Here is a 24,504-nt window from a genome sequence, read left to right on the forward strand (position 1 = left end):
CTTTTTTTGAATAAATCAAAAACATACATGAAAAAAACGCTTTTATTTCTGGCCTTTGCCGGAACATTAAATGTTTATGCCCAAAAGAAACCGAAGCCGGCCAATCCCAAGCCCTACGCTGCGTTGATTACTGAGGCTGATCTGAAGAAACAACTGTACATCATTGCAGGTGCTGAAATGGAAGGAAGAGAAACAGCAACGGAAGGTCAGAGAAAAGCTGCAACTTATATCGAGGGACAGTTCAAAGCGCTTGGATTGATTCCCGGAAATAATGGAAACTATCAACTCGGTTTTCCTGTGTATAAAGATTCATTGCTCGGGACTAAAGTAGTAATCAATGGAAAAGCCGCGGAACTGAATGCAGAATTTCAACCGGTGACCCAACTCAACATTTCTGCTGATCAATATTTTTCAGAAATTGTTTTTGTGGGTCATGGTATCGTTGATTCCAGCTGGGATGATTATGGGAATGTGGATGTAAAAGGAAAAGCTGTTCTTATTATGGATGGGGTTCCTTCGGGGTTTAAACCGAAATCAGGAGGCATGATGTCGCCTGCAGGAACTTTCGGCAAACTGATTAATGCACGAAACAAAGGCGCGGCGGCGGTGCTGATGATCGGTCAGGGTTTCCCTCGCAAAGCAACACCAGGTTCATCAAATATGTACACCAGTTTGTACAGACCCGCACAGTACGCAAACTCATATTTTATCTCTGAAAAAATTGCTGAATCAATTGCTGGTGCACAATGGGGAGATCTGAAAAAACAATCCAATGAAAAAGTTGAGCCTACAGTTCTAAAAACTGATGCAGAACTGATGTTCAGCAAAACAGTTTCTAAACTTGAAAGCACAAATGTGCTCGGATATATCGAAGGATCAGATAAAAAAGATGAATGGCTTGTGTTGTCTGCACATTACGATCACCTTGGAAAAAGAGGCGATGTGATTTACTATGGTGCTGATGATGATGGTTCCGGCACGGTTGGTATTCTTGAAATTGCAAAAGCATTTGCAAAAGCAAAAGCCGATGGTAAAGGTCCCCGCAGAAGTATTCTGTTTATGACAGTGAGCGGCGAAGAAAAAGGATTGTGGGGGTCAGAATATTATTCAGAACATCCGACACTCAATCTTGAAAAAGTTACTGCGAATCTCAATATTGACATGATCGGAAGAGTCGATACAGAAAGAACAACAGCTGATTCACTCAACTATATTTATGTTGTCGGAGATGATAAACTGAGTACCGAACTGAAACCAGCAAGCGAGGCTGCAAATAAAAAATTCACCAGGCTTACGTTGGATTACAAATTCAATGATCCAAACGATAAAGAACGCATTTACTATCGCAGCGACCATTACAACTTTGCGCGCAAAGGTGTACCCATCATTTTCTATTATGATGGAATGCTGAAAGCAGATTACCATAAACCAACAGATACTCCGGATAAGATCAACTATCCTTTGTACGCAAAAAGAGCGCAGCTGGTATTTTACACCGCATGGGATATGGCCAACCGGGACAGTATGATGAAGCGCGATCTCACTTTACCCGATTCTCATTAGTCATTAGTTGATAATAAAAAAAGCCGGAAAATTTTTCCGGCTTTTTTTATTTTTTCAAAAGAATTTTCTGTTGCGATAGCAGAAAAAACACTTGATTTTTTCAGGATCTGTTTTGAACTTCGTGAAAGTTCCCAGGTATCCGATACTTGCAAGTATCGGATACCTGGCGAAAAAATTTACCATCCCAGCAAATAGGCGAAAATCAGCGGGGCAACAATTGTCGCATCGCTTTCGATGATATACTTTGGAGTATCGATTCCGAGTTTACCCCAGGTTATTTTTTCGTTAGGTACAGCACCGGAATAAGATCCATAAGATGTTGTTGAGTCACTGATCTGGCAGAAATAACTCCAGAACGGAACATCGTGCCATTCGAGATCCTGGTACATCATCGGCACTACGCAAATCGGGAAGTCGCCCGCAATACCGCCACCAATCTGGAAAAACCCAACTCCTTTTCCTCCGCTGTTGTTGCGATACCAGTCAGCCAGCATCACCATATACTCGATACCACTTTTCATTGTAGTGGCTTTCACTTCATTTTTTATCACGTAGGAAGCAAAGATGTTTCCCATCGTACTGTCTTCCCAGCCTCCAACAACGATCGGCAGATTTCTTTCAGCCGCAGCGATCATCCAGCTGTTTTTAGGATCGGTCTCATAATCGGGTTTCATTACTTCGCTTAACAACAACTTGTACATAAACTCATGCGGAAGATATCTTTCGCCTTTTGCGTCGGCATCTTTCCATAATTTCTGAATATGATGCTGGATTTTACGGAATGCTTCTTCTTCAGGTATGCAGGTATCTGTTACACGATTCAATCCTTTTTCAAGCAAACCCCATTCTTCCTGTGGAGTCAGATCACGCCAGTTAGGAATCCGCTGGTAATGCGTGTGCGCTACAAGGTTCATGATATCTTCTTCAAGATTTGCACCGGTACAGGAAATGATATCCACTTTTCCCTGGCGGATTATTTCCGCAAGCGACACTCCCAGTTCAGCAGTACTCATCGCACCTGCAAGAGTGATCATCATTTTGCCTCCTTCGAGAAGATGTTGTTCATAACCTTTTGCTGCATCAACTAAGGCTGCGGCATTAAAATGTCGATAGTGGTGTTGTATGAATGCTGATATCGGTCCCTTGTTCATAATCAATATTTATGGTCGGCAAAAATAGGGAAATAAAAATAGGCGTTAGGTAATAGGCAGCAGCCGGCAGATACTGGGGACGAGCATTAATATTAAGATAAACTGACCTAAAATGTACTCCCTTTTCACCTTCAACTTTCAACTTTAAACTTTCAACATTGCCGAAACTCAGCTAAAACCTAACTTCCCGTATGAATTACCTCGCTCATGCCTCTCTCTCTTTTGATCATCCTGAAATTCTTGTCGGGAATATGATCAGTGATTTTGTAAAGGGAAAGGATAAATTTTCTTACAGCGAAGAAATTCGGAAAGGAATTAATCTTCATAGGTCGATAGATAATTTTACAGATCAGCATCCGGTGAATCATGAGGCAAAAAAAATTTTTCAGCCACACTATCGCCTGTATAGCGGTGCTTTCCTGGATGTACTTTATGATCATTTCCTGGCAACAGATGAAGAAAGGTATCCCGAGGACAAATTAAAATTCTTTTCCTCTGTTACCTATAAAACACTTTCAACTTTTGAACCTGTTTTTCCCCTTCGTTTTGCTGGGATGTTTCCATATATGCAAAAACAGGATTGGCTTTACAATTACCGGTTAGAATCAGGCGTTCAGAGAAGTTTTCAGGGATTGGTGCATCGCGCGCTTTATATGGATGAAAGCGAAACTGCTTTCCGGCTTTTCAGGAAGCATTACAGCGCATTGAAAAATTTCTACCAGCTTTTTTATCCTGAACTTGAACTTTTTGCACGTCAGCAGTTTAACGAACTAACGCGTCTTTAACTTTCTGTAAAAGATGCGGCAGTTGAAAGGACAGACTCAATTGTATATTTTTGCGAGGTTAATTTATACAAATGAAAATCCTGATTGTTGCATCGATTTTTTGCCTGACCACCATGACACTCCAGGCCCAGAATGGAAAGCTACCACCGGTTGATAAATCGCCGATGGATATGTCTTATTATCCTCCCAACTATCCGATCCTGAAAATCCAGGATAAGGCTGTTGAACCATTGCTGGCCAGGGTAATATATAGTCGACCACAGAAAAATGGCCGCGAAGTATTTGGTGATCTGATTGATTTTGGAGAGATCTGGCGTCTTGGTGCCAATGAAGCTACCGAGCTGGAACTGTTCAAAGACTGTAAGCTGGGGAATGCTAAAATTAAAAAAGGCAGGTATTCACTTTATGCAATTCCCAGCACAGGCAAATGGACAATCATTGTCAATAAAGAAACCGATACCTGGGGGGCGTTCAAGTATGATGCATCAAAAGATGTTGCAAGAATCGATGTTAGCGCTGAAGTGCAAACACAGGCAGCAGAGGATTTTTCCATGTATTTTGAAAAAGGATCTAACAGTACATCTGTACTTTTAAATGTTTACTGGGATCATTATAAAGTGGCCATTCCTTTTGTATTTTAATATCAATAAACAAGGCTTCAACATATTCCGCCATACTTTTAACTAAGAAAATCAATAATCATGTGCGGAATTGCAGGTATCATTTCATTGAAACCTGGTCGTGTACAACATGATCGTTTGCAAGCCATGGGCAAAGCTCTTCAGCATCGTGGACCAGATGGGGAGTACACCAGGCGATTTTCGTCTGGTCCTTTTGAAACTGGATTTCTTCATCGTCGGCTGGCAATAATTGATCGAAGTAGTGCAGGCATACAGCCAATGCAGTATCTCGACAGGTACACTATTATTCACAATGGCGAAATATACAATTACATAGAGGTCCGATCCGCACTCCAGTCAAAAGGCCTGAACTTTTTTACCAATAGCGACACTGAAGTTATTGCCGCAGCATACCACTACTTTGGAAAAAACTGTGTTGATCATTTTGATGGAATGTTTGCATTTGCCATCTGGGATAATCTGGAAAACAAGCTCTTCTGTGCGAGAGACAGGTTTGGTGAAAAGCCTTTCTATTACCACATTGACCAGGAACACCAGGAATTGATTTTTGCTTCTGAAATGAAAGCATTGTGGGCCGCAGGTGTTCAACGGGAACCGGATCAGCAGGTACTACTGCAATATCTGACTACGGGAGTTGCCAAAATTGTGTGGCAACCGGAACGAACATTTTATAAACAGATTTTTCAACTTGTTCCTGCCGGCTGTTTTGAATTGAATGCTGATTCGATAATACCCATTTTTGAGCAGTACTGGGATCTTGATAAAGAAACGATAGTCGAAACAAGTGTTAAGCAAGCCGCTGAGCAGTTGCAACATTTACTTACGACAAGCATTAACCGCAGACTGAGAAGTGATGTTTCATTAGGCACAAGTCTCAGCGGCGGGCTCGATAGTTCCATCATTGCAGCACTATGCGCAGACTCGCAGGATACAAGGTTTAGTCATAACAGTTTTAGTGCTGTCTTTCCCGGTTTTGAAAAAGATGAAAGAGAATATATAAAAGAAGTCGCATCAGAATTTCATCTCAGATCAGCAACAGTTACTCCAACATCCGTTGATCTGGTCAATGGAATAGAGAAAATGATGTATCACCAGGAAGAACCTGTAGGGTCGTCAAGCGCATTTGCACAGTTTATGGTTTATCGGCTGGCAATGGAAAATGGCATAACAGTTCTGCTGGATGGCCAGGGTGCGGATGAAGTCTTCTCCGGATATGATCGGTATTCAAAATGGTTTCTCCAGGCACTGATTGCAAAGAATCAGTTTGCAAATGCAAAAAAAGAATCTGCTGCTTTAGCTGAAAACGGATTTCTGCCTGAATGGGGATACAGGAATTATGTTGCAGCAAAAATGCCAGGAATTGCCAGTTATATGCTGGAGCGCAGGGTAGCAAAAAAACAGAAGTACGCTACGGACTTTGCTCCCGGGTTTCTGGAAGCTAACTATGAAAGAACCCTGATCGGAAAACCATTTATTGGAAAACTGAATGACATTTTGTACTTCGATACTATGCAGGGGCCGTTGCAGGAACTACTGCATTATGCCGACCGAAATTCAATGGCATGGGGAAGAGAAGTAAGATTGCCGTATCTCAATCATGATCTTGTGCAATACATTTTTTCTCTTCCTTCGGCTTTTAAAATGAGGAATGGCTTTACAAAATGGATATTGCGGAACACCTATCGTGATCGGCTACCTGAAAATATTACCTGGAGAAAAGGTAAAACCGGTTTTGAAACTCCACAGAAAAAATGGATGCAAGACCCTGAAGTACAAAAAATGATAAGCTCGTCCCGCGAAATACTGGTCGAACGTAAAATACTTTCAGCGAAAGTTCTCAAAAAGCCAATCGTTCCCAGGTCGGCTTTCGAACAGGACAACCAGGATTGGCGTTATTGGATGGCAGGTATTATCTATAAATATTGATCCGGACAGCTCTTGCCGCATAGTTGTGGTTAACTAACTTTGAGCACTCAATTATAAAAAATGAAAGCAGCTACAAAATATATTCACGCCGGTTCTCACCCTGATCCTTCCACAGGAGCGATTATGACTCCGATATACCAGACATCCACCTTTGTGCAGGAGGCACCAGGCAAAAACAAGGGGTTTGAATATGCGCGTTCACAGAACCCTACCAGATTCGCACTGGAAGAAGCCCTTGCGATAATTGAAAATGGAAAATTCGGACTTGCATTTTCAAGTGGAGTAGCTGCAACCGATGCCGTAATAAAATTATTATCCCCGGGAGATGAAGTAATTGCTTCAAATGACTTGTATGGTGGTAGCTATAGATTGTTTACAAAAGTCTTTGAAAAGTTTGGAATTAAGTTCCATTATGTCGATATGACGCATGTGGAAAACATAAATAAGTTTGTAAGTGCTAAAACGAAATTGATCTGGGTTGAAACACCAACAAACCCGTTGATGAATATTACAGATATTGCTGCTGTTGCGACGATTGCCAAAAGCAACAATGCATTGCTGTGCGTGGATAATACTTTTGCATCTCCTTTTTTGCAGAATCCACTTGATTTCGGCGCTGACCTGGTGATGCATTCTTCTACAAAATATTTAGGCGGACATAGTGATGTGATCCAGGGTGCATTGGTGATGAAAGACGAAAAGTTAAGAGAGCAGCTTTACTTTCTGCAGAAAAGCTGCGGTGCTGTACCTGGTCCGATGGATTGTTTTCTTGTTCTGCGAGGAATCAAAACACTTGGCGTTCGCATGAAACAGCATTGTGAAAACGGGAAACGAATTGCAGAATTTCTGAGTAATCACAGCAAGGTAAAAAAGGTGTACTGGCCAGGATTCAGTGATCATCCCAATTATACAATTGCCAGAAAGCAGATGAGGGATTTTGGCGGAATGATCAGCTTTGAATTAAAAGTTGAAGATATCGCTGAAACAAAAAAATTACTGTCATCAACAAAATTATTTTCTCTTGCGGAAAGTCTCGGCGGTGTTGAATCCCTTATCAATCATCCCGCTACAATGACTCATGCTTCTATTCCGCGTGAGGAAAGGATAAAGAATGGATTAAGAGATTCATTAATCAGGTTAAGCGTTGGTATTGAAGATCCAGATGATCTGATTGAAGATCTTTCCAATGCTTTAGGGAAATAAATTCTTCAGCTAAAAGATTGACTGCGTTTTTTCAACATTAGTTGGAAGAAAAATCTCTCGTTTCAACCGCCGATTACACCGGGTTTTAGCCTCGAAGGTTGTGATATTTATAGAAATCATATTTCTATGCCTTCCCATTTTTCACCTGACGAACTCCGTACCGAGAATGATATCCTCAAGATGAAAATGATGTTGGAGTATGGTGCCGAATTCTATACTCCTGCTGGTGCACCCGAACTGGATCCTGAAATAGAACATCAGTTTTTGCAACACATCAGGGAATTTGAAAACAACTGGAAAACAGCCCGGGAGATAACGATATGGGAGAAGATCGGTTGCCCGGAAAATATTCCAAAACTCCACCAGTTGTATGAAGCTCAGATTCCCGAAGCGATAGAAAACCTGCAGGAACTCCTGATGGAGAACGGGATTTATTTCTCTGTGATGAGTCCTAATGTAACTCCTGCAGATTTGTATCGTTTTATGACTGAGGAGTTGCCGCAACTAACGTTGTATGATCATCCCAGTCCCGGCATGTTTTGCCTGGTGTATGACGAATTTCATCCTGATCCCCACTATGAAAATGAACAAATTGCTTTGAATGAATGCCTGCTTCGAATTATCGGAGAAAAAAATGATTTTCAGGCTATCCCTATCGACAGATTTATCAGTCTGAATGAGGAGCCGGAAACAGGCCGGGAAATTTTCTTCGACCAGATTGCCAGGTTCAGAAGGAAATTCAGATCAATCAACAGTATTCAACTGGACGTAAAAAAAACTTACCTCGCAGGAAACCACTGTACTGTAAAAGGTTACCACGAAACCGGTCTTTGCACGGGCAATCATTGCTTTATCGCAAGAGGTAGCTGGCAGGTCGATTTTACCCAAAATGATGCGGAAGAGTGGTTGGTACATTCGATCAAAATCGAAGGAATTCATTTCTGATCAGGAGTATGCAGGATGGTCCCGGTGTCTGGATGTTTCACCGGGATCATCTGCATTTAAGATTGCTGCGAATACCAGCTTTAATTATATTGCAGTAATCCTGATTGCATGAGAAAGTCTTCTGCTCCACGTTTCCTCGCGCTCGACGTACTGCGCGGTCTTACTGTTTGTTTCATGATTATCGTAAATACCCAGGGTTCCGGGGCAGCGCCTTTCAGTCCACTGGAACATGCGACCTGGCATGGATTTACGCCGACAGACCTCGTTTTCCCTACATTTCTTTTTGTCGTGGGAAATGCAATGGCATTTTCTATGGGCAAGTCTGAAATGATGAGTAATAGCCAGGCGATCTGGAAATTTACCAAAAGGGCATGTATAATTTTCCTTCTTGGTTACCTGATATATTGGTTTCCTTTCGTTGCTCATTCAAAAGAAGGCTGGCATGTAAAACCAATCAGTCATACAAGAATTTTGGGTGTATTACAGAGAATTGGTATCTGCTATTTGATTGCTTCGTTGATGATCAGGTTTCTTTCCACCCGCGCGGTTTGGGGATTGAGCATTCTTTTCCTGCTTGGCTATTGGGTGATTATGGCTGCCTGGGGTGACTACACACTTACTGGAAATGCAGGGCTGAAACTTGACAAATTGATTCTCGGAGATGCACATATGTATCATGGTGAGGGAATTGCATTTGATCCGGAAGGGATATTAAGCACAATACCTTCTGTTGTAAACGTGATCATCGGCTATTATGCGGGTGTGTTTATCCGGAAACATGGCAACACTGATTTTACTGTCAGTCGTCTGATGATCACGGGTGCCTCGATGGTAGCGATTGCTTATTTCTGGCACTTGCTTTTCCCCATCAATAAAAAGCTTTGGACCAGCCCTTTTGTATTTTATACCTGCGGACTTGATCTTCTGATACTTGGGACCTTGATTTATATTATCGAGATCAGGAACAGAAAAAAATGGACAGGATTTTTTGAAGTGTTTGGTAAGAACCCATTGGCGATCTATATCCTTTCCGAACTGATTGCAATTCTTTTATACACATTTACCAATAAGGATGGCAGATCATGGTATCAGCTGGTCAACAAAAATTTCTTCCAGAAAATAGCACCGGGAGCCTGGGGTGCGTTGTTCTTCGCTCTTGCGGTTATGCTTACCTGTTGGGTAGCAGGATGGTGGATGGATAGGAAAAAGATTTATATCAGGGTCTGAATTTTACAGGTTGGGTTTACCATGATGATTGTGAGATTCAAAACAGGCTCTGTTGCGGCTGGGAAAGTTCCGGATATGAATAAGGTGCTGTCGGGTCTTCACTCTCTCTGAAATCTTTCGCTATCGTATATGCTTCCATTGCTGATTCCGGAAGCTGATATCTGGCCAGTTCCCTGATCTGATTTTCGGTTAGGCCTTCCTGTATCCACTGCCATGCAAGTTCATCCGGCAGGATAACTGGCATCCTTTTCTTTTTGTTATGGATCTGCTCCATCAAAGGATTCGCGGCCGTAGTCAGAATGGCAAAACTATTGATCATCTCACCTGATTCCTGGTCCGTCCACGGCTGCCAGATTCCTGCCATAAAAAAATACTCTTTATCCTTCAGCGTAATGCGGTAAGGATAAGTACTTTCTTTTTTTGCTCCCGGACTTTTATAATGCCGCCACTCATAAAATCCGGAAGAAAGTACAAGACATCTTCTTTTCAGAACAGCCTGTTTGTAGGTGACTTTGTCAAGCACTTCTTCACCAATGGCATTCAATGTGTTTCTTGGCGGATCTATTTTTCCCGTTTTTGGATTCAACCCGCCTTTCCGAAAATGTTCAAGCTCTGATTGTGTTTTAAGGTAAAACGGAATCAGCTCCCAGTGCATCATCACCAATTCAAAGTCACCACCACCTTCCTTCAATTTTATAACTGGCCAGTTACCAAATGCAAAACCGCTTTGCATTGGAATTTTCAGCTGAATATCATACTGCAGAATTTCTTTTTCAATTTTATTCAGCCTGATATGCTCGGCACGTTTTACAATTATCCCATTATAGAAACACATCTGAACCCGTTTATATCATACTAAGGTACCAAATCAAAAGGCGGCATTGAAAATGTTTTGCCTGCTGTTAGAGCTATATTCGTATATATTTCCGCTATGAACGACGAGTATTTTATGCGAATAGCGCTTAAAGAAGCGATGAAGGCTATGGAAGCCGGTGAGGTGCCGATTGGCGCAATTGTAGTTATCGGTGAACAAATCATTGCCAGGGGCTCAAATATGGTAGAAAAACTGCAGGATACCACTGCTCATGCCGAAATGATTGCGCTTACTTCGGCATTTAATTCCCTTGGTGCAAAATACCTACCTGAAGCAACAGTATATATCACTGTTGAACCCTGCCTGATGTGCGCTGGCGCAATGTACTGGAGTAAGATTTCGGGTATAGTATGGGGCGCAGATGATGAGAAAAATGGTTTTGCAAGGGTAACGGGAATGAATAGCCCTTTTCATCCGAAAGCGTCAGTAAGGAAGGGTGTACTGGCAGATGAGTGCAGTGAACTGATGAAAGCATTTTTTAAAGCACGTCGCTGATGTTCTTATTTCCTGCGGATTTATTTACACAGTTCGATTTTGATAGTCAAACACCGGCAATGGCAGCGTAACCGATTCCCAGGTTATTGCTTACCAATGGAACTTAATCATTATTTATTGGCGATCTTATCATTTCTGACATTAATTTTGCTGACTGTTATTTAGTAATTCATCAACTGATAAATTTTATTTTATGCCATTTACATTAGCACCACTGCCTTATGCATATGAAGCGCTGGAACCGCATATCGACACTGAGACGATGAAGATCCATCATGATAAACACCACCAGGCTTATGTTGACAATTTGAACAAGGCCATCGCCGGAACGCCAAATGAAAATAAATCACTCGAAGAGCTGATTGCGGTTGCGGGTACTATTTCTCCTGCAGTACGCAATAACGGTGGCGGTCACTGGAACCACACATTTTTCTGGGATTCACTCACTGCGCCAACAGGTGCTGCTCCTTCGGGTGCTGTTGTGGATGCAATCGTGAAAGATTTTGGTTCTTTCGATGCTTTTAAAGAAAAATTTAATAATGCAGGCATGACCCGTTTCGGAAGTGGTTGGGCATGGCTCATTTTAAAGGATGGAAAACTTGAAGTGACTTCAACACCAAACCAGGATAACCCACTGATGGATGTTGCTGAAGTAAAAGGAACACCGATTCTCGGCGCAGATGTATGGGAGCATGCTTACTATTTGAAATATCAGAACAAACGTGCGGATTATCTGGCAGCCCTCTGGAACGTAGTGAACTGGAAAAAAGTTAATGAACGTTTTTCAAAATAGTCTAACCAGGACTGACAGAGCCGTAGCATTATTGCTGCGGCTTTGTTTATGGATACAACGGAAACACATTTACGATTTCTTCTGATGCATCACCAGCTCCCGTCAGTTTTATCAACACCAGGTTGTAGACAGTAAAAGAATCAAAAAAATCTTCTGACAACTGTTGGCGGATGAAGTCAGTCCATTCCCGACGGGATTCTCCATTCGTTAAAAAGCAAACCGGCTTTTTTGTCCATTTGAGGTATCCGGAACCGTTAGTCACTATATAATTTTCAATCACCTGCATGCTATTAATCAGTTTCGTCACCGGTTCGGGATTCATCACGCGCAGGTAGAGTGGATGATTCGGATGCGAACCGAAATTGTTCAACTGCAGATCGAATCGGTTATGACTGTTGCATACTCTTTGTATCCACCGGATCAAAGTATCTTCCATCAATTCGCGACCTTCAAAAGACGCAACCTCGATATAGGGGCGAGCGAGTATGTTCATTCCGGAAGGACTATTTCCCTTAATTGACTTTGCCAGATCCCTGATCCTTGCGCCGCCATCTCCTTCAGGAAATATCACCAGTTTATAAGCAGAGTATAAAGCGATAGAAGGCAACAGACGGAAGCTGGCAGGTACTCCGGTAATCGGATCTACCTGTAATTTTTTAGACAGATTTACCATAGAAAAAGTTTACCTGATCAATTATTTAGTATAAATTTACTAAAGAAATTAGCATTTTCAAAATTTGTTTTTTATGAATGGAGAAATCATTTACAGTGCAGCCTTTTCAGGCACGAAAACATTCAGGCAGCAGCAGGTTCACACAGCAAATGCAACAGGTTTTGGCGCCGCTGCCGACGACTATGCCGAAAAAGATATCGATCTGAATGAGCAATTAATAAGGAATAAACCGGCAACTTTTTTTATGCGTGTGTCAGGTGACGCGATGACGGGCGCCGGAATATTTGCAGGTGATGTTGTCATTGTTGACAGAAGCATTACCCCACATTCGGGCCAGGTGATTATTGCTGCTCTCGACGGAGAAATGCTGATACGGCGATTTGAAAAATCATTTAATAAAATCAGGCTCTTACCCGAAACAAAAAATCTTGCCCCCATCGAAGTTGACCCTTTCGCCGATTTTACGGTGTGGGGTGTTGTCACTTATGTTATTCATCGCCTTTGATACTTTATATGTACGCCATAGTCGATTGTAATAGTTTTTATTGCTCCTGCGAACGGGTTTTTCGGCCGGACCTGCAAACCAAACCGGTTGTTGTATTAAGCAATAATGATGGTTGTATCATTTCGCGCACGGACGAAGCCAAGGTTGCAGGAATCGGGATGGCGGTGCCTTATTATCAATATAAAACGCAGATCGAAAAGGCAGGTGTCGCCGTATTTTCTTCCAATTATTATCTCTATGGAGATATGAGCCGAAGAGTGATGGACACCTTACGGTTTATTGTCAATGAAGGTGTTGAAGATCGTGTGGAAGTGTATTCGGTAGATGAAGCTTTCATCCGCCTCGATCATATTCCCGATACTTCTCTGAATGAATATGCACACCGGTTAAAAACAGTTGTTGAACAGTGGACAGGTATTCGTGTGTCCGTCGGCATTGGGCCCACCAAAGTGCTCAGCAAGACGGCTAACAGACTTGCGAAGAAAAATCCCGGAAGCAGCAGAGGTGTACTGATTTTAAAGACGGAAAAAGAAATCCGTGACGCACTCGAATCGACATATGTTGAAAGTATCTGGGGTATTGGTGGTCGTTATGCAACAAAACTAAAAGAGGAGTTTGGAATAACTACCGCCTGGCAATTGCGACATGTACCGGAAGAGTGGGCAAGAAAACAATTGGGAGGAGTAGTTGGTGTGCGTCTTTTAAGGGAACTGGGTGGCGAGCCTGCGCTGGAAATGAAGGATCCACTGGAGAAGAAAAAGATGATCGCGACTACCAGAATGTTTGGTGCGCGTGTGCAAACCCTCCAGCCCTTAAAAGAAGCTGTGGCGACTTATACTGCGCGCGCAGCTGAAAAGTTGCGGCGTCAGCATTCAGCTGCGTCATCAATAGACATTTTCGTGGTAACGAATGGATCAGATGACCAATTGTACGAGTATCATCCAAAGACTGACCATCGTTATTTTAACCTGCCAAGTCCGAGTTCGGTTACACATGAACTTATCGGTTATGCAATGCCGCTGGTGGACGAACTTTTCCGCGAGGGCGTAAAATACCTGAAAGCGGGAGTGATCCTTGGCGGAATCGTACCTGAGAATTCAGTCCAGGCAAATCTTTTTTCAGAGATCTCCGCACCTAAAGCAAATAAGCTGATGGAAGTGATGGATAATGTCAATTTCAGTATGCGTGGCGATAAGGTCAGGTACGGCGCGACAGGCCTCACCAGGCACTGGCGGATGCGCCAGGATCTCCGCAGTAACCGTTACACCACGCGATGGGAAGAGCTTTTTGAAGTGAAGTAACATTCGATCAGACCTGTTTTAGTTTGTATTCAACATCAAAGGTTGCCGTATGATCCGGATCAAGAGAAATCAGGCCTATACTATTGTTGAATACATCCGGTGGCGCGCTGAGTGGCTCAATTGAAATAGAATCGCGGTCGGGAGGAATATACACCTGGAGAAACGGATATCCTTTGCCCGGATACACTTCCACTTCTTGACCGGTAGTGGGATTTTTTAAGGAACAAACAGGTTGACCAGCAAAAGCATCGGGTACATAGCAATTATCCAGTACAGTGTCACCTATCTCTTTTCCGTTATACCAACGATCGTCGGCAATGAACCGGCCGGTAGGTACCAGATCCTCGTTGTATTCAAATTTTTCTTTGGACCGGATAGTCAGCCTGAGAGCATTTACGTTGTCGCCCAACCGGAAATAACAATGCCAGCCGTCAGCCACCGGTATCGTGACGGGAGAACGGTTATGGATAGCAGTATGCACAGAAAGCACCTTTGACGGACTTAGCCTGTACCTCACAAAACAATCGAATGAAAACGGGAAACCGGGATCTGTGCCATGATAGGATCTGAGGAGCGTGACTTCGGCGAATTCTGGATGGGCTGATTCTTCAATTACGGAAAAACGTTCGTGAGCGACCAAGCCATGCATTGCATGTCCGTGAGATGGGTTAGTTTTCAGCTGAAACTGTTGCTCGTGCCAGTGGAATTTGCCATTGGCTATTCTGCAAACAAAGGGGGTCAGTTTTGCACTTCGGTAAAACTCCTGGCGAGAGGTTTCCCAATCATTTTTACTTTGATAGCCTGCAATAACACCCAATGAATTCTGTCCGTTGTCAGATCCAAGTCCGTTTAGGATAGCACCGGCTTCGGGAACAATGTCAGCATAACATCGTTCTTCAGAATCTATCAGATGGATGCTATCCCAGCCGTTACGATGAAGATGAGAAATGGAGAATCGCATGGCCTGAACTTAAGCCATATTTGAGAAACATAAAAAACAAAATAAGAGGAAGGCTATACTAATTACAGTATAGTCCGGGCGATTAAGCAACGGGCCGGATTATTCAATACCTGCTTTCTGTTCTTTGCTGTGTTTGTTTACGAAATCATTTAATTCTCTGTGCTGTCTAAATGCTTCGTATACCAGTCCTGCGAAAATTCCTACTAAAATGATCCACATAAATCGAAATTTTAAGGTTCGGATATGTCTTCTCTATGCATATGACAGGCCACAGTCCTTTACGTTTGTTAAAAGAATCAAAATCATTTAAAAAAATTATAGCCGGGTGTTCATACGGATATACGGATAATTTTTGCACACGGTAATTTTCATTCATTCATAACCGGATCTATTCATATTTCATTTTTTTAGCCGTTCTTGCAGCTCAAAATTCAATACAGGCTATGGGCCTTAAGAGAACCTTACAATTTATCCTGAATCATCCTTTGAATAAGAATAACAAATTGGGTGCATTGACCCGGTTTGTAAAATGGCAAATCCGGGCACGGCTCAATACTGCACCTGTCGTTCACCAGTTCACACCAAAGGCAAAAATTTTCGCCAGGAAAGGCCTTGCAGGAGTAACCGGAAATATTTATTGCGGGCTTCACGATTTCGAGGATATGTCTTTTCTATTGCATTTCCTCAGACGTGGAGACCTGTTCCTGGATATCGGGGCGAATGTGGGCAGTTACACCATCCTCGCATCAGGACATTGTGAAGCGGATTCCATTTCCTTTGAACCGGTCCCCGTTACTTATAAGCTGCTGCAGGAAAATGTGCGTCTGAATAAAATGGAGTCACGTGTCACCGCATTAAATGTTGCCGTTGGATCTTCTGAGGGTACCATTCCTTTTACGTCATCTTTTGATGCGATTAATCATGTCGCAAAAACCCGGGATGATAAAACTATTGATGTTCCGATTGGTGTGCTGAATCACCTCATTGGGGAGAGAAATCCCCACCTTGCGAAAATTGATGTGGAAGGGTATGAAACGGAAGTACTCGCAGGTGGAAGCGAAGTGTTATCAAAACCATCTTTAAAAGCCATTATTATTGAACTCAATGGCGCCGGAGCAAATTTCGGCTATGATGAATCAAAGATTCATGATACATTATTGGGATATGGCTACAAACCATTCAGGTATGACCCTTTTGCCCGAACCCTTTTTCCCCTGGACACATTCGGTCATCTCAATACTATCTATATCAAAGACTTACCTTTTGTGACAGAAAGAATAAAGTCAGCGAAAAAGATAGAAATCCTCGGGCAGGCAATCTGATGAGTAAAAAGGCAGCGTTTTTCGTTTCGAAAAGTGGTGGAAATAAAGCAAAAAATGTTAAGTATCAACACTTCGTGCAGGAGTTAAATATCTTACTAAACACTAAAATGTGTAATTTGCCCGTTATAGTACTGCTTTAGAAACCAATCTATTAAAGAGAATTGATGACAACAGACTATTATGTCCACCCTTCTTCTGTGGTGGATAGTGGTGCGCATATTGGAAAAGGCACCAGGATCTGGCATTTCAGCCACCTAATGCCGGGGGCAAAAGTGGGTGAAAACTGCAATATCGGCCAGAATGTATTTATCGATAATAATGTAATTGTGGGCGATAGGGTGAAGATTCAGAATAATGTTTCCCTTTACAATGGTGTTTCTATTGAGGATGATGTCTTCCTCGGCCCTTCCATGGTTTTCACGAATGTGATCAATCCCCGAAGCTTTATTGAAAGGAAGTCGGAGTATAAACTAACGAGTGTTCGAAAAGGTGCCTCTATTGGTGCAAACGCTACGATTGTTTGTGGTGTTGAAATCGGGATGTATGCATTTATCGGAGCGGGGACGGTGATATTGAGGGATGTTCCATCTCATGCTCTGATGGTCGGGAACCCTGCAAGACAAAAAGGATGGATGAGTAAAAGTGGAGAGAAGCTTCAGTTTAACAATGAAAATATTGCCTGGTGCGAAACCGAGCAGGTCAGATATCAGTTAAAGGATAAAGCAGTTTCGGCAGTTACCAGTAGCCTCGGCTTTGTAAGGGATGACCGGTAAAATCATTTTTTTATCCGGTTGGAAGAGATCAATTCATCTACGATCAGATAGGAATCAAAGTAGTATTAAGTTTTATATTTGCGGCGCTTTAGCCTGATTCAACCTATTGATTTACCTTCTAATTATCATTAAACTGATTAAAAAAGGAATCGATATGTTCAGGCGCCGTACAGATGGCAGCATTTTTAGTGACAGTCACCTTACTATTATGTGACTGAGGTGGCGAAGCCATCTTTATTACTCAACCGATGGAAAAAGAAAAATACTGGTATGCCGTTTATACAAAGCCACGTTGGGAGAAGAAAGTTTTCAAACTGCTTCAGCAAAAAAGTATAGAAAGCTATTGCCCGTTAAATAAAGTGAGCAGGAAATGGAGTGACCGGCTGAAAGTAATAGAGGAGCCTTTGTTTAAATCGTACGTGTTTGTACAGGTTGCCCAGGAAGATTTGCAGAAAGTGAGATACATTGATGGAGTGCTGAATTTTGTATACTGGCAGAATAAGCCTGCCCGCATTCGGGATGAGGAAATCATGCAGATCAAAAAATTCATGTCCGAATTCGAAGATGTTGAAGTTGTTGCGCTCGACCTGAAACCTTTTGATGAAGTGATGGTGAACCGTGGAGTACTCATCGGGCAGACGGGGATGATTCAAAAAGTAATGCAGAATTCTGCCGAAGTAGTACTGGAAAGTCTGGGGTACAAACTGGTAGCCCGATTTGATAAGAAAAGCCTTGCCCCAGTTCATAAAACCAAGATCTGATTCCTAAATGATAAAGCAAATCCAGTTTTTTAAAAATAGCGTCTCTCCTTCATTCTGTTCTCTTTTACTCATATCTGGTGTCCTGTTTTTTAGCGCCTGTAAAACATCTAAACCTATCCCTTATCTGCAGGGCCAGCTCGATTCTTCTGCATATTCAAAATATGTAATTCCGGACCCGATTGTTCAGAAGGGGGATATCCTTTCCATTGTGATTTACAGCGACAATATTGAAGCGACAGCAATTTTCAATCAGGCGGGAACTGCTTCTGCGTCGTCTGGAACAGCCTCCGCAATAACCACATCCACCCCTACTTACCTCGTAGACAATGATGGCAATATACGTTTGCATGCCATAGGCCTGGTTCACGCTGAAGGACTGACAAAAAAAGAACTTGATTCGACCATTACCAGCAAGTTGAAAAGTCTGCAGGCGTTATTAAACCCTTACTGCGCTGTACGATTTACAAGTTTCAAGATTACTGTTCTTGGAGAAGTAAATAGCCAGGGTGTATTTACCATGGCCAATGAACAGGCTAACGTACTGGAAGCGATCGGGCTGGCTGGAGGAATTACTGATTATGGCAGAAAAGATAATGTATTGATTATGCGTGAAGACCAGGGAAAAAGGGAATATGCAAAATTGGACCTTACTCAGGCATCAGCTATAACTTCTCCCTTCTTTTTTCTTAAACAGAATGATGTGTTGATAGTGGACGCTGACCCAAGAAAAGAAACAGTTATTGATCAGAAGAACCTCAGAAATCTTACTATCGCTCTAAGTATTATTTCAACTGTTGCATTATTGGCAAACTTAGCATTGCGATTCTAACAATATGGAAAACGGAATTGAACATATACTCCAGGACAATAAAATAAATTCAAAAATTACCCCAAGGGAGTTTTTGATGCGCTATCTCCATTTCTTACCATGGATATTATTGTCTCTCGCGATTTCCCTTACAATAGCATTTCTAAACCTGAGATATTCTCCACGAATTTATAATGTAACAGGCAATATTCTGATTAAAGATCCCAATGCGTTTGGAGGATCAGGCGGTGGCAAGTTTGATGATATTTTCTTTATGCAACCTGAAAGGAGCCTGAGCGACGAAATTCAAATCATTCGCTCGCGGAAAATGGCATCCCGTGTTGTAAAAAGCCTGCACATGCAAACAATTTATTATGTGCAGGGAAAAGTGAGATCTTCAATTATCCACAGCAGTCAGTGCCCGGTTGAACTTGAAATTATTTACCTGAAAGATTCAACAAAAGGATTTAATCTCCAGATACAGATTCTCGACGATCAGCAATTTACTTTTGGCGACCTGAAGTCACCGGTATACTTCGGAAAGGCTTTTGAAGTATCAGCCGGTATTTTCAAAATTAACAGGAAAGATTTTCCCATTGCCTCATATATTGGACCCCCGCTTATTATAAACTGGCAACCTGAAGAAAAAAGAGCGATTGAATTGCTGGGTGCTCTTAAAGTCGGGCTCTCTGTGGACGCAAGTAATATTCTGACGTTAAGTTATGAAACTCAAAATCCACGAACAGGTGTCGATGTTGTAAACAAATTTATGGAAGAGTATCGTGAGGCAGGATTTGAAGAAAATAGATTGACAGCGAAAGGCACTCTTGATTTTATCAATGACCAGCTTGATTCGGTTCGTCTCAGGTTAAGCCAGGTCGAAGGCAGGTTGATGGGTTTTCGTGAGAAAAACAGGATTTATAACCCAGAGTTGCAATCCGGCATTGTATTCAGCAAAGTAACGGAGTTCGAAACCAAGGCCACTGAAAACAACGTAAGATTAAAAGTTTTAGAATACCTGATAAATTATGTTCAGGACAATAAGAATATTTATAAATCTGGTTTAAGTTCTCTGGGTATTGAAGAGCCAACTTTGCAATATCAGATTGGTGAATATAACAAGCTGCAGGTACAACGGGAAACGTTACTCAAAACCACACTTGCGTCAAACCCTGCTGTCATCAACATAGAAACAGCTATTCTTAAACTAAGAAATGACATCCTTTCAAATTTGCAGTCGATCAGAACTTCAGCGTTGAATGTTCAAAAGGATTTACAAAGGCAGGATTTGAGAAATAATTCAGAGATTTCAACCATTCCACAAAAAGAAAAACAGCTGCTCGACATTACGCGGCAACAAAAGATTTATGAGGAGTTGTTTTCTTTCCTGTTGCAGAAAAAACTGGAAACTTCTATCGGAAGTAAATCGACACTCCCCAACTCAAGTGTGATTGAAACAGCAATGTCATCCGGAGTACCGGTGAAGCCCAACCGAAAAACAATTTATCTGACTGCATTTTTGTTAGGGATAGCAATACCGGGAGCTATTATATTCCTCATCGAATTCCTTAATGATAAAGTTCGAATAAGAGAAGATATAGAGAAAGGTACAGATGCGCCGATACTGGGGGAGATCGGGCATTCGAAATACAAGGAATCCCTGGTGGTGAGCAGGAACAGTCGCAAATTTATTGCTGAGCAGTTCCGAATTATCCGAACAAACACGCAATACTTCCTGCCAAAAACATCCAATCCCATTATACTGGTAACTTCTTCGTTTTCGGGAGAAGGAAAGTCTTTTATCAGTGTTAATATGGGTGCGGTGATGGCACTGACAGGAAAGAAAACTGTTGTACTTGAATTTGACATTCGAAAACCAAAGATTTCACAGAATTTAAAACTCAAACAAACAACAGGTATTTCCAATTTCATAATTGGTAAAGCTGAATTCCGGGATCTTCCTATCCCGGTGCCTGAAACTGAAAACCTTTATATTATTCCATGCGGTCCGATACCGCCGAATCCCGCCGAGCTTCTGCTTAGCGAAAGATTGCAGGAGCTATTCGCAGAATTGAAAAAGGCTTTTGATGTTGTAATAATCGATACAGCCCCTGTAGGACTCGTGAGTGATGCCATTACACTCGGCAAATTTGCTGACGCAACTTTATATATCCTCAGGCATAATTATACGTTTAAGAAACAGCTGAAATTAATTGATGAGTTATATCATCAGAAACGATTACCAAATTTGTCGTTGATCATCAATGATATTTCAGCACAAGGCGGATACGGAAACTATCAGACGTATACAGGATATGGAAGCGGATATGGACAAGGCTATGGCGAAGGATACTATGAAGTAGAATTGACTGAAAAGAACTGGCTGAAGAAAATTTTTTCAAAGAATAAGTCTTAAATATCTATAACATTATACGTCAAGCAGTCCTGTGAAGGCTGCTTGTTTTATTGAAATGAAGGCACAGGCAATACAGAAATGGGATACGCAAATCAAGCCAGAGTCCGGCATTTTTGAAATTAATCTCGGAGAACTATGGCAGTACCGTGATTTACTTTGGCTACTTGTACGTCGCGACTTTGTGGCATTTTATAAACAAACAATTCTAGGACCTATCTGGTTTTTCATTCAACCTCTACTGACGACACTCACATTCATGATTGTTTTCAGCAGGATGGCAAAGCTGAGTACGGATGGGTTACCTCCGATGCTTTTCTATTTGTCAGGTGTAACCTGCTGGATGTATTTCTCAGAGTCTTTTACAAAGACATCCGATACTTTTATCGCGAATGCTAATATCTTCGGAAAGGTTTATTTTCCCAGGTTAGTCATTCCCTTGTCAATTGTGATTTCAAACCTCATCAGGTTTGGAATCCAGTTTTGCCTTTTTCTTGCGGTGTGGCTTTTTTATATGATCGGGACGGATAAGATTCATCCCAATATTTATGTCCTTTTATTGCCATTGTTAGTACTATTGATGGCAGGCCTGGCACTTGGCCTGGGGATTATATTTTCATCACTTACTACAAAATACCGGGACCTGCGTTTTTTGCTTGCTTTTGGCGTTCAGTTACTCATGTTTGCGACACCGGTAATTCTACCGTTGTCAGCAATGAATAAAACATACAGTTGGATTATCAAACTCAATCCCATAACACCCATCATTGAAACCTTCAGATATATGTTCCTGGGAACGGGAACTTTCAGCTGGACGCAATTGGGTTATTCAACAATAGTAACCATAGTGTTGGTTATGGTCGGAATTTTAGTTTTTAATAAGGTCGAGAAAAGCTTCATGGATACTGTATAAAGTGGAAAAGAACATCATCATACATGCTGAAAATATCTCCAAGCTCTATCGTCTTGGAGAAGTGGGAACCGGTACATTAAGTCATGACCTGAACAGGTGGTGGCATAGAATCAGGGGTAAGAATGATCCTTATCTGCGACTGGGCCAGGAAAACAAACGGGATGCAAAAGGCGACGAATATGTGTGGGCATTAAAGGATATCAATTTTGAAATTGCCCAGGGAGATGTTGTAGGTATCATCGGAAGAAATGGTGCGGGCAAATCCACACTGTTGAAAATTCTATCAAGGGTGACAAAGCCAACAACAGGATCTATTTCTGCAAAAGGAAGGATCGCCAGTTTGCTTGAAGTAGGCACAGGATTTCATCCCGAGCTTACCGGTAGGGATAATATATTCCTGAATGGAGCGATCCTTGGTATGACCAAACACGAGATCAAAAGAAAGTTTGATGAGATCGTCGATTTTGCCGGTGTGGAGAGATATATAGATACTCCTGTGAAAAGATACAGCAGTGGAATGTATGTTCGCCTGGCCTTTGGCGTTGCAGCGCATCTTGAACCCGAAATCCTTATCGTGGATGAAGTGCTCGCAGTGGGTGATGCAGAATTTCAGAAAAAGGCTCTCGGAAAAATGAAATCTGTTAGCCAGAATGACGGAAGAACGGTTTTGTTTGTAAGTCATAATATGGCAAGCATTGCTTCACTCTGCAACAAAGGAATCTATATGCAGAATGGAGGAATCAAGTTTGAAGGCGATATTGATGATACAATACGCTTATATAACAAATCGGCAACTTCAGGTGCGAAGACCAGTGAGGAAGATGGTTTCTACGACCTTACAGATTTCAATGACAAGTCTTTAAACATACAGGTCACAGGTGCTCAGTTATTTTGTGATGGAGTTAAAACCAACACCTTAGTCACCGGATCAAAAGTAGCTTTTGAATTCAGGTATACCTTAAACAGGGGAAGTAAAATGAGGGAGTTTGGTATTATGGTGAAGAATAGCCAGGAGGAATTCGTTTTTGAAGTTGATACCAATCACCTCGGTCAGAAAATACAGAATAATGAGACGAATGGCGTGATAAGATTTGAGTTTCCTGAATTCAGACTTTTCGGCAATGAAGAATATATCATCGACTTTTATTTCGGCGATGTGGAACTCCGCCGTTCTTACCTGTACAAGGATCTTGTACGTTTTAACCTGGTAATGACAGACGTTTACAACAGCGGAAAAATTTTACAGGCGAAATACAACAAGTTTTACCAGGACGTTCTTTTCAGCCAGGACTAATTCCATGCAAAACACCATAGCTTCTTCGTCTGTAGCAACCGTTGAACGTGTTCCCCAGGCTCATACCGGTACATACTATAAGCAGCTGGATACATTGCGTTGTTTGGCAGTGGGTTTGGTAATCCTTGAACATTGGTTTGCATCTAGTATAAGTCATCTTTTTGACTTTGGATTTCTGGGCGTTTTAATATTTTTCACATTAAGTGGATTTCTGATTACCGGGATACTTCTCAGAAACAAACAATCACTCGATACGGGCCAGGTTTCAAAACGTGAAATATTAAAAACATTCTACGTCCGCAGAAGTTTAAGGATTTTCCCGATCTATTATTTTCTACTGGCTTTTCTTTTTATATTTTCGTTTGAGCATATTCGTGAGAAGATGGGTTGGTATGCACTGTATGCCTCAAACCTTCTTACCTATAAGCAGCAACACTGGGATGGAATGATTGGTCCACTGTGGTCACTGGCGGTCGAAGAACAGTTTTACTTAATTTGGCCGCTACTTATCCTGGTAATACCTGTTAAGAAACTTCCTGCTTTTTTTTATATATGCCTCGCTGCAGCCCCGTTGTTCAGGCTTTTATCAATTGAAGCAGCATCAATGTTTTCTGCCGATCCGAAACCGGAACTTTCCATGCGTGTGTTGATGCCCAACTGTGTCGACTCCTTTGCGGCCGGTGGTCTTCTGGCTTATTTCATGAGGTATAAAGATGAGGCTCCCAGGTGGATTGAATTAATGAAGAAAAATGTGTCAGGAATAATTTTGCTGGCGGTATGTATCGTTTTGCTTTTATTTAAGAAATCCTATGCATTCTATCTGATATTCCCTACGATATTTTGTTGGCTGTCAGTGTATATGATTAAAGGATTAATCAACAATGTTACTGGTTGGAAAGGAAAGCTATTTTCAAATCCTGCAACAATCTATCTCGGTAAAATCAGTTACGGAATCTATCTTTTCCACGGCCCATTTCCATTGATACTAAGTATTATTGATTTTATCATGCTCAAAATAGGATTAGGATTCACAATGTATAATTCGCTTGAAGGTCTCGATCCAATACTAAAAAAATCAATATGGGTGATATACCTGGTGATTTTTGCGAGTCTTTCATATTTTATTATTGAAAAGCCCTTCAATAAATTAAAAGGGAAATTTAATTATAGCTGATTC

General features: G+C 41.7%; 23 protein-coding genes. 19 read left to right on the forward strand and 4 right to left on the reverse strand.

The window, feature by feature from the left end; translation table 11 throughout:
- The first annotated feature begins 27 nt into the window (after nt 1-27).
- Complete coding sequence (locus P2W82_RS07075; RefSeq protein WP_336515154.1) at nt 28-1,563, forward strand: M28 family peptidase; 1,536 nt, start codon at nt 28-30, stop codon at nt 1,561-1,563.
- A 176-nt stretch (nt 1,564-1,739) separates the two neighbouring features.
- On the opposite strand, the gene P2W82_RS07080 is transcribed toward P2W82_RS07075, so the two are convergent.
- The gene (locus tag P2W82_RS07080) at nt 1,740-2,714 is read right to left on the reverse strand and encodes a deoxyhypusine synthase family protein (RefSeq protein ID WP_336515155.1); all 975 of its coding nucleotides are present in this window, start codon (nt 2,712-2,714) and stop codon (nt 1,740-1,742) included.
- 191 nt (nt 2,715-2,905) lie between these two features.
- Here P2W82_RS07080 and P2W82_RS07085 point away from each other — a divergent pair, with 191 nt between their 5' ends.
- The 6 genes from P2W82_RS07085 to P2W82_RS07110 all read left to right on the forward strand — a co-directional run bounded on the left by P2W82_RS07085 (nt 2,906) and on the right by P2W82_RS07110 (nt 9,441).
- A complete protein-coding gene (locus P2W82_RS07085) occupies nt 2,906-3,499 on the forward strand; it encodes an acyl carrier protein phosphodiesterase (RefSeq protein WP_336515156.1) in 594 nt (197 codons plus the stop codon).
- Between the two features lie 71 nt (nt 3,500-3,570).
- The gene (locus P2W82_RS07090) at nt 3,571-4,140 is read left to right on the forward strand and encodes a DUF2911 domain-containing protein (protein WP_336515157.1); all 570 of its coding nucleotides are present in this window, start codon (nt 3,571-3,573) and stop codon (nt 4,138-4,140) included.
- Between the two features lie 60 nt (nt 4,141-4,200).
- Nucleotides 4,201-6,066, forward strand: a complete 1,866-nt coding sequence (gene asnB / locus P2W82_RS07095; RefSeq protein WP_336515158.1) for an asparagine synthase (glutamine-hydrolyzing) — start codon at nt 4,201-4,203, stop codon at nt 6,064-6,066.
- A 60-nt stretch (nt 6,067-6,126) separates the two neighbouring features.
- Nucleotides 6,127-7,269: a cystathionine gamma-synthase gene (locus P2W82_RS07100; protein ID WP_336515159.1), complete on the forward strand. Its 1,143-nt coding sequence runs from the start codon at nt 6,127-6,129 to the stop codon at nt 7,267-7,269.
- A 126-nt stretch (nt 7,270-7,395) separates the two neighbouring features.
- Entirely contained in the window at nt 7,396-8,214 is an 819-nt protein-coding gene (locus P2W82_RS07105) for a hypothetical protein (RefSeq protein WP_336515160.1), read from the forward strand.
- A gap of 108 nt (nt 8,215-8,322) precedes the next feature.
- Nucleotides 8,323-9,441 (forward strand): acyltransferase family protein, encoded by a 1,119-nt coding sequence (locus P2W82_RS07110; protein WP_336515161.1) that lies wholly within the window; start codon nt 8,323-8,325, stop codon nt 9,439-9,441.
- Between the two features lie 37 nt (nt 9,442-9,478).
- Here the strand turns inward: P2W82_RS07110 and P2W82_RS07115 are convergent, their stop codons facing one another.
- Nucleotides 9,479-10,276, reverse strand: a complete 798-nt coding sequence (locus tag P2W82_RS07115; RefSeq protein ID WP_336515162.1) for an SOS response-associated peptidase — start codon at nt 10,274-10,276, stop codon at nt 9,479-9,481.
- A 96-nt stretch (nt 10,277-10,372) separates the two neighbouring features.
- On the opposite strand from P2W82_RS07115, the gene P2W82_RS07120 reads away from it, so the two are divergent.
- Nucleotides 10,373-10,810: a nucleoside deaminase gene (locus P2W82_RS07120; protein WP_336515163.1), complete on the forward strand. Its 438-nt coding sequence runs from the start codon at nt 10,373-10,375 to the stop codon at nt 10,808-10,810.
- A gap of 193 nt (nt 10,811-11,003) precedes the next feature.
- Nucleotides 11,004-11,603, forward strand: a complete 600-nt coding sequence (locus tag P2W82_RS07125; protein ID WP_336515164.1) for a superoxide dismutase — start codon at nt 11,004-11,006, stop codon at nt 11,601-11,603.
- Nucleotides 11,604-11,649: 46 nt separating this feature from the next.
- Here P2W82_RS07125 and P2W82_RS07130 read toward each other — a convergent pair whose 3' ends face one another.
- Nucleotides 11,650-12,276, reverse strand: coding sequence for a hypothetical protein (locus P2W82_RS07130; RefSeq protein ID WP_336515165.1), 627 nt, complete (start codon nt 12,274-12,276; stop codon nt 11,650-11,652).
- 73 nt (nt 12,277-12,349) lie between these two features.
- On the opposite strand from P2W82_RS07130, the gene P2W82_RS07135 reads away from it, so the two are divergent.
- Both P2W82_RS07135 and P2W82_RS07140 read left to right on the forward strand, forming a co-directional pair.
- Nucleotides 12,350-12,781 (forward strand): LexA family protein, encoded by a 432-nt coding sequence (locus P2W82_RS07135; RefSeq protein ID WP_336515166.1) that lies wholly within the window; start codon nt 12,350-12,352, stop codon nt 12,779-12,781.
- Between the two features lie 8 nt (nt 12,782-12,789).
- Nucleotides 12,790-14,082, forward strand: a complete 1,293-nt coding sequence (locus P2W82_RS07140; protein ID WP_336515167.1) for a Y-family DNA polymerase — start codon at nt 12,790-12,792, stop codon at nt 14,080-14,082.
- A gap of 7 nt (nt 14,083-14,089) precedes the next feature.
- Here the strand turns inward: P2W82_RS07140 and P2W82_RS07145 are convergent, their stop codons facing one another.
- Nucleotides 14,090-15,043, reverse strand: a complete 954-nt coding sequence (locus P2W82_RS07145) for an aldose 1-epimerase (protein WP_336515168.1) — start codon at nt 15,041-15,043, stop codon at nt 14,090-14,092.
- Between the two features lie 443 nt (nt 15,044-15,486).
- Here P2W82_RS07145 and P2W82_RS07150 point away from each other — a divergent pair, with 443 nt between their 5' ends.
- From P2W82_RS07150 to P2W82_RS07185, 8 genes are all read left to right on the forward strand, one after another.
- The gene (locus tag P2W82_RS07150) at nt 15,487-16,365 is read left to right on the forward strand and encodes an FkbM family methyltransferase (RefSeq protein WP_336515169.1); all 879 of its coding nucleotides are present in this window, start codon (nt 15,487-15,489) and stop codon (nt 16,363-16,365) included.
- A 164-nt stretch (nt 16,366-16,529) separates the two neighbouring features.
- A complete protein-coding gene (locus P2W82_RS07155) occupies nt 16,530-17,138 on the forward strand; it encodes an acyltransferase (RefSeq protein ID WP_336515170.1) in 609 nt (202 codons plus the stop codon).
- Between the two features lie 248 nt (nt 17,139-17,386).
- On the forward strand, nt 17,387-17,899 hold the full coding sequence (nusG, locus tag P2W82_RS07160; protein ID WP_336515171.1) for a transcription termination/antitermination protein NusG: 513 nt from the start codon (nt 17,387-17,389) through the stop codon (nt 17,897-17,899).
- Nucleotides 17,900-17,906: 7 nt separating this feature from the next.
- Nucleotides 17,907-18,728 carry a polysaccharide biosynthesis/export family protein gene (locus tag P2W82_RS07165; RefSeq protein ID WP_336515172.1) on the forward strand — a complete coding sequence of 274 codons (822 nt, stop codon included), beginning with the start codon at nt 17,907-17,909 and terminating at the stop codon, nt 18,726-18,728.
- Nucleotides 18,729-18,732: 4 nt separating this feature from the next.
- Complete coding sequence (locus P2W82_RS07170) at nt 18,733-21,123, forward strand: GumC family protein (protein WP_336515173.1); 2,391 nt, start codon at nt 18,733-18,735, stop codon at nt 21,121-21,123.
- A 31-nt stretch (nt 21,124-21,154) separates the two neighbouring features.
- Nucleotides 21,155-22,033, forward strand: a complete 879-nt coding sequence (locus tag P2W82_RS07175) for an ABC transporter permease (protein ID WP_336515174.1) — start codon at nt 21,155-21,157, stop codon at nt 22,031-22,033.
- 1 nt (nt 22,034) lies between these two features.
- A complete protein-coding gene (locus P2W82_RS07180; protein WP_336515175.1) occupies nt 22,035-23,327 on the forward strand; it encodes an ABC transporter ATP-binding protein in 1,293 nt (430 codons plus the stop codon).
- A gap of 4 nt (nt 23,328-23,331) precedes the next feature.
- The gene (locus P2W82_RS07185; protein WP_336515176.1) at nt 23,332-24,501 is read left to right on the forward strand and encodes an acyltransferase family protein; all 1,170 of its coding nucleotides are present in this window, start codon (nt 23,332-23,334) and stop codon (nt 24,499-24,501) included.
- Nucleotides 24,502-24,504: the final 3 nt, after the last annotated feature.

Origin of the sequence: Pollutibacter soli, assembly GCA_029269725.1 — a bacterium.
Lineage (GTDB): Bacteria > Bacteroidota > Bacteroidia > Chitinophagales > Chitinophagaceae > Pollutibacter > Pollutibacter soli.